Below are 14,613 nucleotides of genomic sequence, written 5' to 3' on the forward strand. Positions count from 1 at the left end.
CAAAAAGTATAGAGCCATAATATATTGTAAATCTGATGTGCCTACCTGCCTATCAAATGGAGATTCCAAATAATCTAGAAAACAAAATGAGAAACAGAGATTTGTTAAGAACTTTTGATTCTTATTTTATTTTTTTGCAGCTCGTTCCTTTATTATCAGTTTCAGATTGCTCAGTACAGAGATACCAATATCCATTTTTTAAATCAAACTATGTTGGTCTAAACTAGTTTATAGAAAATTAGTTTAGGCTATTTTTCTGTTAAATAATCTAGTGCAAAAGCTAAATCAACATCTTTTACTAAATGTTTCCGCGTGAAAGGAATACGAATATCCGGTACCACACCTTTACCCAGAAGACCGGCTCCCCGATCCACTCGTGAATGTTTACTTGTAGGATACATAATCGTAAATTCTGGATAGCTTTGCTCTACACAATTTGCATAATCATTAGCTCCTAATGTATTGCGGCCGATGATAGTCACTTTCTCTGACCGTTTACATGTTTCTACAAATTGATCTCCGGAAGAGCCGCAAGCGACATCTGTTAAAATCACGATTTTTTTTGGATAGGACTTTCCTTCAAAAGAATAATCAAAATCGTTGAATCGGGGAACCATTCCCATTCCCCGATGGTGCTCCCAAAAAATCTGTTCTTTTTTCAGAAATGGATGGAAGGTTTCAGGTAGTTGTTCTATGACTTCGTTTGTAAACAGCTCCTTTCGCAAATCATAGGAACGTTGGGTTACATTGAAAAAAAGAAAATCTGACGGTGCAACTAACTGGCTAATGGATCGATTTTTAGTGAAAAGATAAGGCAACAGCGGAAAATAATTTATATCCGATCCACCAAGATTAATTCGTACATCAATAATCAAGTGAGGAATGCTTGATAAGTCAGTTGTATTTTTTTCAAGTAACTCGATGATTGCTGAATCATCTGCAAAATCAGTTAATTTTAGATAACTGCACGTATTAGATATTTTTTTATAGATAAATTCTGGGTTGTAGGAAAAGGGATGAACTTCTTTTACCAGTTGATAGGAAGAGCCATTCCTCACTGTTACTTCCTGTGCGTAATTTAGAATGAAGCGAAAGTCTTGACGCTCATGAATTGGATCAAGCAGGTCTTGAAAAGAATGAGAAACCTGTGAAATGGATTTGCCATCAATGGCAACGAGTTCACTTCCAATTGGCAGAGGAGAATTTTTTCCACAAGCTGTAACATAAAGAGAATTCTCAAACCGTCGAACAAGAAAATTATTCTCCCAAATTTGCTGTGTGTGATCTTTTATTGCCAAATGACGATCTTGAAAACTGAGTAAAAATTTTTCTGTTTCATAAAAGAATTCTTTATACGTAGCGCATTTTTCTATTTTTTTTAAATAGCGTCCCGCATTTGGCAACGATTGTCGCTGAAAACCGGCGTAATCCACATGAGTTAAGGAAATAATCTCCTTTGCATAATCTATATAATTTTGTACCATAATCACTACTCTTTTCTTTCTTTAGTATTTTAAGTATAGAAAAGATATAATAAAATAATCGAATTTATTGCATAAATGCAAGGAGTATGAGAATGGATTTTGGAAAAACATTTAAACAAGTACGAATACAAAAGGGTCTAACTCTTCGGCAAGTCAGTGGAACTGCTATTTCAGAAAGCCAGCTTTCACGATTTGAGAATGGGAAAAGCATGCTGACAGCAGATCAATTTTTTAAATGTCTGGCAGCGGTCAATATTTCTGCCGGGGAGTTTCAAGCGTTGATGGAAAAAGAAGAAAATGCCCAGAAAACAGGGATCCAACGAACAATCCGACAACTAACAAATACCTTTCAATTTTCAAGGCTGCAGGAGATGGCTGAAGAATTGAAACAGGCCAGTCAATTTGAGGATGATTGGCAACACCATTCCTATTATTTGATTCAGGGAGTGTTATGGCTGAATCAAGAGCAATCGCCGAAAGATGAGACTGGTAAATCTTTTTATGGTCAAATGTATTTGGAACGCTATTTTTTTCAGATTCAAGAGTGGACTTTAATAGAAATTAACGATTATTTGCAGTTGTTCCCTCTGCTTTCTGTTGAGAGTGTTTGTATTCAATCCCAAACAATTTTAAGAAAAATTAAAACTTATCCGCAAAAAAGTGTCTATTTTCGGTTCTTACTGAGTCTTTTTTCCTACTATGTTTATCACGGAGAGATTACTTTGGCAGAAAAGATACAAGAAATTGTTGAAAAGGAATCTAAAAATAACGATTCTGTGATGGGGCAGATTTTAGTGATTTTCCATCAAGGTATCCTAGCGAAAATTATGGGTGATGAAAAACAGTGTAATCAGAAATTTGATACTGCTTTGTCATTATGCCGAATTTTAAAGCAAAATGAGCTGGCTAAAACCTTGCGGAGGCGTCGAAAACGCTGGAATGGCTACCCGGATTTTGTGGAGTTGGTTACAATGGTGGAGTTGTTTCAGGTGTAGGAGTATGTAGAGAAGACGAAATTAAAAAAGGGAGTAAATTTTAGAGATGAATGTGGTATTCTTGGGAAAGATATATTGCAAACTTAAAATGCGCAACTTGTATTAAGATACATCATATATGCGGTTAAATACTCCTAATCGAGTGGACGTAAATTTATAAAATATAAGTGGGTGTTCAGAATGATAAAACAGATAAATGTTGTCGGTGCAATATTAATTGATGACAATAAAATATTGTGTGCAAAGCGAGGACCAGGACGCGCGTTAGCAAATCTTTGGGAATTTCCAGGTGGGAAGATTGAAAAAAATGAAACTGCGCGAGAAGCATTAAAAAGAGAATTAATAGAGGAACTAAAAATAATTGTCTCTGTTGAGAAGGAAGCATTCAAAAGCACCTCTTATGAATATGATTTCGGACAAGTAAATTTGACAACTTTTATTTGTCACTTAGAGAAGGGAAATCCTGTACTAACTGAACATGTTGCTGTTGAGTGGTTATCGGTGGAACAATTAAATAGTTTAGATTGGGCACCAGCAGATATTCCAACTGTTCAAAAATTACAAAAGGATTCAAAAGGTATCTAAGATGGATATATTGGAGCGCTCATTAAAAAAAGCATTTATTGATAGGCAAGTCGAAAGTTCAAAATATGATCCAAGGATAATCATAAACAATCCAAGCAAAAAAGAATTTTTGCTAGATATCTTACAAGATGAAATTGATAACTGTCAGAATTTCTTTTTTTCTGTTGCTTTTATTACACAAGATGGGCTAGATGTCATTAAGTCACGTTTAGCCGATCTTAATAAGAAAGGGATCAAAGGGAAACTGTTAACATCGACCTATCTTTATTTTAACCAACCATATATGTTTGAGGATCTATTAAAAATACCAAATCTTGAAGTACGGGTATCAGAAAAAATTGGTTTTCATGCAAAAGGATATCTGTTCCAACGGGAAAATTTTCATTCTTTTATTATAGGTAGTTCAAATTTAACTGTTAATGCATTGAAGGTAAATTATGAATGGAATGTTCGTTTAACTTCTTATGAACATGGAGAAATCATCCATCAAATATATGAACACCTTGTATCAGAATGGGAAATGGCAACGTCTTTGACGAGTTTTTGGATTCAGGAATATAAGAAAATATATGAAATAAAAAAGTCCGTGGTTCCCTTGGTAGAACAGAGTAACGAAGATTTTTCTGAAAAATATCATGTTACACCGAACCGAATGCAAAAGGCTGCTCTAGAAAGTCTCAGAGAATTAAGGGAGAGTGGCGCAGATAAAGGGTTAGTTATCTCAGCTACTGGAACGGGAAAAACTTATCTAGCAGCGTTTGATGTAGCGCAAATGCAACCGAAAAGAATGTTATTTATTGTTCATCGAGAACAAATTTTAAAAAAGGCAATGGAGTCGTTCAAAGAAGTTGTAGGGGGGCTAGAGGAAGATTTTGGTATATTATCAGGGACACAGAAGGATATTCAGGCTAGGTACCTCTTTGCGACGATTCAAACAATATCGAAAAAAGAATACCGAGAATTATTTTCTCCAAATGATTTTGACTATCTGTTAATTGATGAAGTGCATAAAGCAGGTGCTCAGTCTTATTTGAATGTTATTGATTATTTTGAACCAAATTTCTTGTTAGGAATGACTGCAACACCGGAAAGAACAGATGGATTCAATATTTTTGAGTTATTTGATTTCAATATTGCTTATGAAATTCGACTGCAAGAGGCACTTGAAGAAGATTTTCTATGTCCTTTTCATTATTTTGGCGTAACTGATTATGAAAAAGATGGTTTACTTATTGATGAAACCTCAGATTTAAAGTATCTTACTAATCAAGAGAGAGTCGATTTTTTAATTGAAAAAATTAACTATTATAGTTGTTCCCGAAACAATCCCAAGGGGTTGGTATTCTGTAGCAGGAAAAGCGAAGCTAAGAAAATGGCTGAACTATTTAGACATAGAGGCATACCTAGTAGCTATCTTTCTGGGGAAAATTCCACTAGGGACAGAGAAGCAGAGATACAGAAGTTGGAGACCGGTGAAATAAATTATATTTTTACGGTTGATATCTTCAATGAAGGTATTGATATTCCTAAAATTAATCAGGTTATCATGCTAAGAAATACGCAATCAAGTATTATTTTTCTTCAACAACTTGGACGAGGATTAAGGAAAGATCCATCAAAAGATTTTGTCACAGTAATTGATTTTATTGGTAACTACAAGAATAATTATATGATTCCAATGGCGTTTTCAGGCGATAATACTCGTAACAAGAATAATCTTAGACGAGATACTTTTGATACGAATTATATTAGTGGTTTATCTTCAATTAATTTTGAACAGGTTGCTAAGGAGCGAATTTTTAAATCAATTGACGAAGCGAGTCTTGATTCTATGGTTGAAATCAAGAAAGGTTATGAGGATTTAAAGAATCGATTGAACCGTGTACCTTATTTATTGGATTTTCAAAAATTTGGTAGCATTGATCCACAGCTTATCGCAAATAAAGAAAAAACCTATTATAATTTTTTAACGAAAATAGGAGAAGCAGAAGGAATACTATCCGAGCAAGAGAATTTAGCATTATTATTTATTACACGAGAATTATTATCGGGCATTCGTCCTCATGAATTATTGATTATAGCTGAATTTATTAATAGCTCAAGGGAGAGTATGACGATTACTGAAATAAGGAACCTTTTATTAGAGAAGAGGGTTCCTTGCAGTGAAGAAACTCTTGATTCAATGCTAAAAGTTTTAGATTTAACCTTTTATGAGGTGAATTTGCGCAGAACTTATCAGGAGAGCCAACTCTTTGAGCTAACAAGAAATACGCTTACTATTACAGATTTCTTTAAAACTGCTCGGAAAAATATGTACTTTAGTAAAATGTTTGGGGATTTAATTGATACCGCATTAGAAAAAAATAAAGAGTATGATTTATTGGAATCACTTAGTTTGTATAAGAAATATCGCCGTAAAGATGTTTTGCGAATGCTAAATATGGAATTCAGCCAAAATGAACAAGGAATTGGTGGATATACTTTTAGCAACAATCATTTTGTTATTTTTGTAACTTTGGATAAAGGGAAAAATTTTAAGGCTTCTCAGATTGCTTACGAGGATGAATTCATTGATGAACGAATCTTCAAATGGTTCACAAAATCTAATCGAACACTTCAATCAAAAGAGGTTGCTATTTTAAAAGATAGGGATAATTGGGATGTGCATCTTTTCATAAAAAGAAAATATAATGATAGAGATAAAGAAACTGATTTCTACTATCTTGGAAAAATTAAACCAATTATTGAGACAATAAAACAGGAGAAAAAGCCAATAAATACCGAAAAAAACGTGAATATTGTCGATATGGAGTTTATATTGGATCAGCCAGTTGAACCGAATCTTTATAAATTTTTGACGAGTACCTTAATGGAGAGATGAGAAATGTGATAAGAATGAAGTAGTTTTTTTCTATTTCTCATAATTATTTTCATATTTCAGAAATAAATTCCTTATGTTCGCTTGACAAAAAGGAATCGTTTTCATTAAAATGAAGCCAGATAGTTTAAATTGAATAAAAAAAGGCACCTTGAAGTTTAGCGGGAACTAAACTGCAAGGCCTTGAAAAATCAGTTGGACCTGATCAATCAAGTTGCCATAGTTAGTGCAAGCACTAACCTTGTTAATTGTACCTAATTTTTTTCTGGATTTCTACCGGTTTAGTGCAATTTTTCTCTGAAATTTGGGATTTAACAAGGAAAGTCAATGCTCGTTTATTTGCTATGTCAGAGGTATTGGACAGTCGTCTAGTACCTCTTTTTTTATGTCGATTTTTACTATCAGAAAGGGTGGGAATATGGTGGTAGTTCAGGTGTTGTCGCATAATGCGGTGATTGTAAAAGAAATTGAACGGAAAGGAGAGTGGGTATTGGTGCAGCGCGGTATCGGTTTTGGTAAACGACAAGGGGATGCTATTGATGGGGAACAAGCACGACGGTATCGAAAAATTGAATAAAATTTACTGGAGGGTAACTGATAAGCAGGCTTGATCCATTTCACGTATGTGGAGTGTATCGGGTCTGTTTTGATTTAGAAGGGAGGTAGGCGATGTCTTTGAAAGAATTTATTACAGCTAGAAATATTATTATGGATTTTAACGCAAGTTCAAAAAAAGAAGCAATTGAAAAATTGGCTATTTTATTATTTGAAAATGGCGATCTAATTGATAAAAATGAATTTATTCAAGCTGTTTTTGAGAGAGAAAGTTACACCACGACTGGAATTGGAAATCATCTTGCGATTCCTCATGGAAAAGGAAGCACTGTCAAGAAAGCCACTCTTATTTTTGCTAAAGCACAGCAACCAATTAATTGGGGTTCATTAGATGGGGAACCGGTGGATATTATTTTTCTAATGGCTATTCCTCAAACGGATAATGGAACTGATCATTTAAGAATGTTAGCAGAGCTATCTGGAAGGTTAATGGACGATTCATTTATTGAAAAAATTAGAGAGGAAACGTCTGTTGACCGGTTAGTCAAACTTTTATCAAATTAAGGAGTGAAGAGAATGGCAAAAGTAAAAATCGTAGCGATCACAGCATGTATTACTGGAGTTGCTCACACGTATATGGCTGAAGCAAATTTAAAAAAGTATGCAAAAAAGGAAAATTGCGAGATTAAGGTTGAAACACAAGGGGCAATGGGAATTGAGCAACCATTATCTCAACAAGATATTGACGAAGCAGATGTAGTGATTTTTGCAGTCGATACATCAGTAGTTGGCAAAGAACGTTTTGAAAAGAAGAAAATAGTTGAAGTCGGTACCTCAGAAGTAATAAAAAATGGGAGAGAAGTATTTAAACGTGCTTTGGATATGATTGGGGGTTGAGAAAGTGACAAGTATAAAAAAATTTGGTAAGGAACTTGCTAGGCATTTCATGACAGGCGTTTCTTATATGTTGCCAGTTGTTGTTGCAGGCGGCTTGATGGCGTCTTTTTCAGTAATCTTTGGTGGATCGAATGTGTGGAATGACACTATTACGATTTGGGGCGATCTGAGGCAATTGGGTGTTATCGGTTTGGAATTGGTTGTACCGATTATTGCGGCGTATATCAGCTATTCCATTGCAGATAAACCAGGATTAGGTCCGGCTTTTATTGGAGGAATGGTAGCACAACAATTAAATGCGGGATTTCTTGGTGGAATGGTCGTAGGGATCGCTTCTGGCTATTTTATATTGTTCTTGAAGAAAATAAAATTTCCACCACGAATTGCACCCGTGAAAACGATGGTCCTTATTCCGTTAATAGGTTCTACAGTCATTGGCTTTCTGACAATCTATATCATAGGAAAACCAATTGCTGCAATGAACGAAGCTTTGACTAGTTGGTTGCAGAGTATGAGTGGTGGTAATGCCGTGTTGCTTTCTGTCATTCTTGGAGCAATGATGGCAGTCGATATGGGAGGTCCAATCAATAAAATTGCGAATACTTTTGGGTTAGCAGCTTTTGCAGAAGGAATCTATACCATAAGTACACCAATGGAAATTGCAGTTTCTATTGCACCTGTTGGCATGTTTTTAGCAACGATTATTGGAAAAAAATATTATTCGGAAGAAGAAATTGAAAGTGGACGTTCTGCAATTATTATGGGGCTGGTAGGAATATCAGAAGGAGCAATCCCGTTTGCGGTAGCTGATCCTTTGTGTGTGTTACCTAGTATTATTATTGGAACGACTGTTTCCAGCGGTCTAGTTACTTTGTTAGGAATAACACAAAACACTGCACTATCAACATTTTTAGCCATTCCGTTTACTAGCAATATTCCACTATACTTATTATGTATTGCAGCTGGAGTCGTTGTTACTGCGATGATGGTCAATGGTCTAAAAGCATTAAAGTATCGAAGGACTGAAGCAATAAAAGAATTTGTGGGTAAAGATAAAAACTATGATTTGGATGAGATTGATAAATTTAGAGTGGGGGAGTAATAGAAAATGGTCAAGCATACAAATGAAGAATTTCCACTAGATTTTTTATGGGGTGGGGCGGTTACAGCAACACAAACAGAGGGGAATTGGACTTTAGATGGCAAAGGAGTAACGCCGCCAGACCTAATTGCTTATGAAGAAGGCAAGGTACAAAATGATCTTATGTCAACATCAGAAATCGATTTAGCAATTGTAGATACAGTGAATTATTATCCAAGAAGAACTGCGATTGATTTTTACCATACGTATCCGCAAGATATTGCTTTGCTCAAAGAACTCGGTTTGAATTCTTTTCGAACATCAGTCAACTGGGCACGAATTTTTCCTATGGGTGATGAAGAACGGCCGAATGAAAAAGGATTGGCTTTTTATGATGATCTGATAAACGAACTAATCAAAAATGATATTGAGCCAATCATAACAATTTCACATTTTGAAATGCCGGTGCACTTATCCGTGAAATATAAGGGATGGTATTCAAGAAAAGTCATTGATTTTTATTTGAGATATTGCGAAGTTTTGTTTACCCACTTTAAAGGGCGAGTAAAGTATTGGGTACCATTTGATGAAATGAATCTGATTCATCGAGAATCTTTTAGTCAATTTGGCATGCCAAGCGATTTAGTCGAAAATTCATTAGAAAACAAATTAAAAGCGTTGCATCACAAAATGCTAGCGTCTAGTCTAGCAACGAAATTGGCTCATGAGATTGATCCCAGTAATCAAATCGCAGCGATGATTTTATCTAACTATGCTTATCCTGCCTCAAGCAGTCCGGAAGATATACGAGCTGCACAATTAAATAATCAGTTTGAAAACTATTATCTGGATGTATTGGTACGTGGCAAGTATCCTGGAACGATACTTCGGTATATTGATGAGAATGGGTTTGATATCGGATTCCAAATAAAAGACAAAGAAGTATTTGAAAAAGGACAAGCAGATTTTATTGGTGTTTCCTATTATGGCAATCGAACCGTTTCTAAAAAGAGTATCAAAAATTGGCCTAATCCAGCAATTAATAATCCTCATATTAAAAAGAACGCATGGGATTGGTTGGAGGATCCAATTGGGTTGCGCTATACGTTGAACAAGTTATATGACCAGTACCAATTACCGATATTTTTGATGGAGCTTGGCACGGGAATACACGATAAAGTTGAAGGTGGAAAAATTCATGATCAAGATAGAATCGAATTTTTCAAAGAGAATCTGCACCAACTAAAAGAAACAATCAAAGATGGTGTCCCAGTCATGGGGTGTCTAACTTGGGGGCCAATCGATATTGTCAGTAATGCTTCTGCACAAATGAGTAAACGATATGGATTCATTTATGTCGATATTGATGATTCCGGAAAAGGAACCGGAAAAAGATTGAAAAAGGATAGTTTTTATTGGCTCCAAGAAGTTATTAGAGGAAATGGGAAGGCTGTTTAAAAGTTACAGATGTGAGATAACTCCCCCTCACGCCTTCACATACCCATACCCGACACTTTGCAGCTCAACCAAATCTAGAACCCCAGCAGGGACGACGACCACGTTTTCAGGCAAGTCGTCCTTGCTGATTTTATTTGCTTTCATGGCGTTGTTACAGGCGTGAAATTGCACATCGTTAGTTTGAATAAAAGGAAGGTTTTTGTTCTCTAAATATCCTTTAATGGCGATGCCGTTGACCGAGACTACAATGGTAATGTCTGAAGATGATTTCAGTAAATTTTTGACGTTTTGTGCCGTCTCCTGCCACTTTTCTAATTCATCGATATGGAAAACAACTTTCATAGGGTTCCACCTCGTTATTTTTTGATAATCATGTTAATGGCTTGTTCTAATTTTTCCGCTTGTTCTTTTGGATCTTTTTCAGGGTTTTCGAAACAGTTTTTTAGATTGTCTGCCACGATCATGCCCATAACCCGATCAATGCTGGAACGTACGGCACTTAGTTGGGTAATAATATCGATACACTCTTTTTCCTCTTCCATCATCTTTTGAATGCCGCGAATTTGTCCTTCTGTTCGTCGCAAACGATTGATGATTTTTTTTTGTTCTTCGGTCATTGTTGCCATCGTCTCGCTCCTTCAAAATTAGTTAATTGAATTATACCTATCGAGGGTATATCCGTCAATGTTTTGACTTGATTAAAATTTTTTTCGATTGGGAGAGTTGACAAAGCCCATTTATTAAGTTTAAATATACCCTACTAGGTATACAGCTTAAAAAGAATTTGCTTTTATTTTCTTATCAAAAAAAATTCATTTTATTTTTAATTTACAAATAAAACAGTCTAATTGCGTTCTTTTTCTTGTGGGATACTGATTTATTTATACCACTAGCGGTATATTTATTATCAATCTTTTTAAAAAAACTCGAACAAACAAGGAGGAAACAGAGATGAAAATTATCATTGTCGGTGGTGTCGCCGGTGGGATGTCGGCTGCGACTCGGTTGCGCCGCTTGATGGAAGATGCGGAGATTATTGTTTTGGATAAGGGACCCTATGTGTCTTTTGCCAACTGCGGGTTGCCTTATCATGTGTCCGGTGAAATTGCGGAAAGAAATGAATTGCTGATTCAAACGCCGGAAACTTTACAGGCGCGTTTTAATTTGGATGTTCGACCGAATCATGAGGTAACCGTCATTTCACCAGAAGAACATACAGTTACTGTCAAAAGTGAAGCAGGTACAAAGGTCGAATCCTATGATAAATTAATTTTATCCCCAGGGGCAAAACCTTTTATCCCACCAATTAAAGGGTTGTCGGAAGCCTCGAATGTCCATACGTTGCGGAGTATTCCGGATCTAGATAAAATCATGGCAGGAATCACCGAAACAACGGAAAATGCTGTGGTGATTGGCGCTGGATTTATTGGTTTGGAAATGGCAGAAAGTTTACAAAAACGCGGTTTAAAAGTCACGATTGTTGAGTCAGCCCCCTTTGTTTTATCAACCTTGGATGAAGAGATGGCAGCCTTTGTCAAAAATGAATTGCAGAAAAATGATGTTCGTGTCATTACATCTCAAGCGGTGACAGCCTTTGAAGAGGCGGGTAAAAAAATTATTCTAGAAGATGGACAAGTTCTTTCCTCTGATCTTACGATTTTGTCTGTCGGTGTTCGACCGGAAAATCAATTAGCAGAGCAAGCTGGACTAGAAATTGGATTTCATGATGGAGTTGTTGTAGACGAGCACTACCAGACCAGCGCCCAAGACGTTTACGCGGTGGGGGATGCTATTGTGGTCAAACAGCAAATCACTGGCGAAGATGCGTTGATTTCCTTGGCTTCTCCAGCGAATCGCCAAGGTCGTCAGGTGGCGGATATCATTGCTGGACTTCCTCGAAAAAATCAAGGAAGTATCGGAACTGCCATTGTTCGTACCTTCAATTTATCGGCAGCCTCAACTGGGTTGAGTGAACGCAGCGCAAAACAAGCAGGCTTTGATGTCTCTGTTGTTCATGTTTCCGGCAAAGATCATGCAAGTTATTATCCAGAGGCAACAGATATTTTATTGAAATTGGTGTTCAACGCCACGACCGGAGAAATCTATGGCGCTCAAGGTGTGGGAGAAAAAGGAGTGGACAAGCGAATTGACAGTTTAGCTACTGCCATCAAAGGTGGAATGACGATTGATATGCTGCCGGAATTAGAATTTACTTATGCGCCGCCCTTTGGTTCAGCAAAAGATCCGGTAAATATGTTGGGCTATGCCGCTTTGAATCTAGCAGAAGGCATCAGCGAATCGCTGCAATGGCACGAGCTTACGCAAGAAGTAGCAGAGGGCAAAATTTTGTTGGATGTGAGAACGAAAGAAGAATGGCAAAATGGGCGATTCAAGCATTCCTACAACATTCCGTTACATGAGTTACGCTGCCGATTGTCGGAACTAGATCCTGCTAAAGAATATATTGTCAGTTGTCATAGCGGGATGCGCAGTTATTTAGCAGAAAGAATATTAAAGCAGGCGGGGTTTCGTGCCAAAAGTTTGGACGGCGGCTTTGCCTTGTATCATATAATCAGACCGGAGGAAATTGAAAATGTATCGTTCAATCGGAATGCCTGAATTTTATCAAAAAACAAAACGTCAGTCTTTAGCAATCATCGATATTCGAGAAACCCATGAGTATCGCTTTGGACATGTACCACAAGCTGTCAATTTTCCTTTGAGTGAATTAGGATCAGCCTATGGAAAATTAGACACGGACAAGGAATATTACATCATTTGTCAAAGCGGCTCACGATCGACAATGGCCTGTAACTTTTTAGCGGCAAAAGGCTATCGTGTGGTGAATGTGATGGGTGGCACCTCCGCTTGGCTAGGTGGGTTGGAATAATTAGAAAACGATAAACCCAACGAGATAAGCCGAAAAAAAGTGGCGATTAGCAACCAAAAAAACCGATTGTTCGTCGTCATTTATTAGTAACCTAAAAAAGTTTCACATGAAACAATTTAACCGGGTTTCCCAAACAAATCTCTTTCAATTTTTTTAAAATATGGTATTCTTGACACGTACCAAAAAATTAAATAGAACGCGCTCGCAAAGGGGAGTCCATTTGGGCTGAGATTGAGGAAACTCTAAACCCTTCGTACCTGTTTCGATCATTCGAACGTAGGAATTGTGACGGAGATAGAAGTAGATGATGCTTCTCCTTTGTGAATTGTGACGGTTCTAAAAGGAGGAGTTTTTTTGTTATGAATAAATCAATCAGAATATGGGTGGAAGGAACGATTATTGCCGCTTTGGCGATGGTATTGTCGCTGATTCCACTGGATATCGGTGCTAGTTTTTCTATTTCGTTGGGGCAGATTCCCTTGACGATTTTTGCCCTACGCCGAGGCTGGAAACCGGGGTTGGCGGCAGGAGCGATTTGGGGGCTATTGCATTTTCCGATGGGGAAGGTTTGGTACCTCAGCGTAATCCAAGTATTGATCGAATACCCTATCGCCTTTACCTTTGCTGGTTTGGCGGGATTGTATGCGGTGAAATTAAAACGGGAAATTGGCAAAGGCAATGGCAATAAAATAAAGCTTACTTTGATTCAAGGCGCCTTTGTGGGCGCTTTGGCACGTTATTTCTGGCATTTTGTTGCCGGTTGGGTCTTTTGGGGTTCCTACGCTCAGTGGGGAATGAAACCGTGGCTGTATTCGCTGGTCATGAACAGTGCTTCTGGTTTGGCAACAGCAGTGACCACAGCCGTTGTCGTTGTTCTCAGTTACACTCTTGCGCCACAATTATTTACGCCAAAAGCGACAAATTCTCTTTCCTCAAACTAAAAAAACGTTTCTTCAATTGACTTTTGTCGTTGAAGAAACGTTTTTAGTTTGGCAAAAAAATAAGATCTTCGTCTTCATAATCGATTTTCCAAGTTCGTTTGACGCTATGATAGGTCAAGGTTGCGACCCGCATGTCTTCTAAGTATTGGCTTTCTTGTTTACGCAAGCCGGCGTCTTCTACGATGTAAATCGGAATTCGATACTCTTTGTCAATCAATTCTGTCTGATCGAAGCAAAAGAGGGTTCCTTCTTGAAACAAGCCTTTCAATTCCTTTAAGCGTTCAATCGAAAGCTTGTCAACAGAGGTTGCTTTGCGGAAAAAAGACCGTCGATCATTGATTCGTTCCAAAACAATCCGAGTCAGCTTGTCGGCCAAGATGCGATAAAATTCATCCAAATAGCGGTAATAAATCCGAGCTAAATCATCTTTGAGATCAAAGTAAACAAAATTATTTTGTAATTTATAAAAAAATGGGGAATGGAGGTGCGTCTTCATGTGACCAAAATACAACAATTCAGAAATTTCAAGAGGCGTCAGTTCCTTGATCATAGAACCGTCGCTAAAATCGATCCATTTGATTTCTTCTTGCACCCGCCCGCGACTGATCGTCGTAAAAAAGTGATCAATTGCCTCACTGCCTCGCAGGACTTTCATACCGGTATGTGCTTCATATTCGCCATAGTCACTGGAGGGATCAAGCAGTAGGATATTCTTGGGTTGATGAACGATTCCGCGAGTGAAATCTGCGGTCGTAATTCCCCGTGACAAAACGGCGTTGCTGGTTGTGTCGATATGGACATAGACCATTTTTGTCATTTTCACCTACTCCTCCTTTTCACTGTGTGCTT

General features: G+C 37.3%; 15 protein-coding genes and 1 riboswitch. Of the genes, 11 read left to right on the forward strand and 4 right to left on the reverse strand.

Annotated features, from left to right (window positions below):
* Positions 1-248: 248 nt before the first annotated feature.
* Entirely contained in the window at positions 249-1,484 is a 1,236-nt protein-coding gene (locus BAU16_RS10800; protein WP_161527057.1) for a S41 family peptidase, read from the reverse strand.
* 92 nt (positions 1,485-1,576) lie between these two features.
* Here BAU16_RS10800 and BAU16_RS10805 point away from each other — a divergent pair, with 92 nt between their 5' ends.
* From BAU16_RS10805 to BAU16_RS10840, 8 genes are all read left to right on the forward strand, one after another.
* On the forward strand, positions 1,577-2,479 hold the full coding sequence (locus BAU16_RS10805; RefSeq protein WP_161527058.1) for a helix-turn-helix domain-containing protein: 903 nt from the start codon (positions 1,577-1,579) through the stop codon (positions 2,477-2,479).
* Positions 2,480-2,659: 180 nt separating this feature from the next.
* Positions 2,660-3,064, forward strand: coding sequence for a (deoxy)nucleoside triphosphate pyrophosphohydrolase (locus BAU16_RS10810; protein WP_161527059.1), 405 nt, complete (start codon positions 2,660-2,662; stop codon positions 3,062-3,064).
* A gap of 1 nt (position 3,065) precedes the next feature.
* On the forward strand, positions 3,066-5,945 hold the full coding sequence (locus BAU16_RS10815; RefSeq protein ID WP_161527060.1) for a DEAD/DEAH box helicase: 2,880 nt from the start codon (positions 3,066-3,068) through the stop codon (positions 5,943-5,945).
* A 415-nt stretch (positions 5,946-6,360) separates the two neighbouring features.
* Positions 6,361-6,519: a CAT RNA binding domain-containing protein gene (locus BAU16_RS10820; RefSeq protein ID WP_161527061.1), complete on the forward strand. Its 159-nt coding sequence runs from the start codon at positions 6,361-6,363 to the stop codon at positions 6,517-6,519.
* Between the two features lie 92 nt (positions 6,520-6,611).
* Complete coding sequence (locus tag BAU16_RS10825) at positions 6,612-7,061, forward strand: PTS sugar transporter subunit IIA (RefSeq protein WP_161527062.1); 450 nt, start codon at positions 6,612-6,614, stop codon at positions 7,059-7,061.
* 12 nt (positions 7,062-7,073) lie between these two features.
* Entirely contained in the window at positions 7,074-7,394 is a 321-nt protein-coding gene (locus BAU16_RS10830) for a PTS fructose transporter subunit IIB (protein ID WP_161527063.1), read from the forward strand.
* A 4-nt stretch (positions 7,395-7,398) separates the two neighbouring features.
* Positions 7,399-8,496: a PTS fructose transporter subunit IIC gene (locus tag BAU16_RS10835; protein ID WP_237579240.1), complete on the forward strand. Its 1,098-nt coding sequence runs from the start codon at positions 7,399-7,401 to the stop codon at positions 8,494-8,496.
* Positions 8,497-8,502: 6 nt separating this feature from the next.
* Complete coding sequence (locus BAU16_RS10840; protein WP_161527064.1) at positions 8,503-9,933, forward strand: glycoside hydrolase family 1 protein; 1,431 nt, start codon at positions 8,503-8,505, stop codon at positions 9,931-9,933.
* A 27-nt stretch (positions 9,934-9,960) separates the two neighbouring features.
* Here BAU16_RS10840 and BAU16_RS10845 read toward each other — a convergent pair whose 3' ends face one another.
* The gene (locus tag BAU16_RS10845) at positions 9,961-10,275 is read right to left on the reverse strand and encodes a DsrE family protein (protein WP_161527065.1); all 315 of its coding nucleotides are present in this window, start codon (positions 10,273-10,275) and stop codon (positions 9,961-9,963) included.
* Between the two features lie 14 nt (positions 10,276-10,289).
* A complete protein-coding gene (locus BAU16_RS10850) occupies positions 10,290-10,550 on the reverse strand; it encodes a metal-sensitive transcriptional regulator (RefSeq protein ID WP_161527138.1) in 261 nt (86 codons plus the stop codon).
* A gap of 289 nt (positions 10,551-10,839) precedes the next feature.
* On the opposite strand from BAU16_RS10850, the gene BAU16_RS10855 reads away from it, so the two are divergent.
* The 3 genes from BAU16_RS10855 to thiT all read left to right on the forward strand — a co-directional run bounded on the left by BAU16_RS10855 (position 10,840) and on the right by thiT (position 13,764).
* Positions 10,840-12,552, forward strand: coding sequence for an FAD-dependent oxidoreductase (locus BAU16_RS10855; RefSeq protein WP_272927846.1), 1,713 nt, complete (start codon positions 10,840-10,842; stop codon positions 12,550-12,552).
* Positions 12,527-12,823 carry a rhodanese-like domain-containing protein gene (locus tag BAU16_RS10860; protein ID WP_048604561.1) on the forward strand — a complete coding sequence of 99 codons (297 nt, stop codon included), beginning with the start codon at positions 12,527-12,529 and terminating at the stop codon, positions 12,821-12,823. Before BAU16_RS10855 ends, BAU16_RS10860 begins: the two co-directional genes overlap by 26 nt.
* 198 nt (positions 12,824-13,021) lie before the next feature.
* Positions 13,022-13,123, forward strand: a riboswitch (TPP riboswitch).
* A gap of 59 nt (positions 13,124-13,182) precedes the next feature.
* On the forward strand, positions 13,183-13,764 hold the full coding sequence (gene thiT / locus BAU16_RS10865; RefSeq protein ID WP_161527067.1) for an energy-coupled thiamine transporter ThiT: 582 nt from the start codon (positions 13,183-13,185) through the stop codon (positions 13,762-13,764).
* A 43-nt stretch (positions 13,765-13,807) separates the two neighbouring features.
* Here the strand turns inward: thiT and BAU16_RS10870 are convergent, their stop codons facing one another.
* Positions 13,808-14,581 (reverse strand): hypothetical protein, encoded by a 774-nt coding sequence (locus BAU16_RS10870; RefSeq protein ID WP_048604559.1) that lies wholly within the window; start codon positions 14,579-14,581, stop codon positions 13,808-13,810.
* Positions 14,582-14,613 lie beyond the last annotated feature (32 nt).

This window comes from Enterococcus sp. JM9B (assembly GCF_009933265.1).
Lineage (GTDB): Bacteria > Bacillota > Bacilli > Lactobacillales > Enterococcaceae > Enterococcus_C > Enterococcus_C songbeiensis.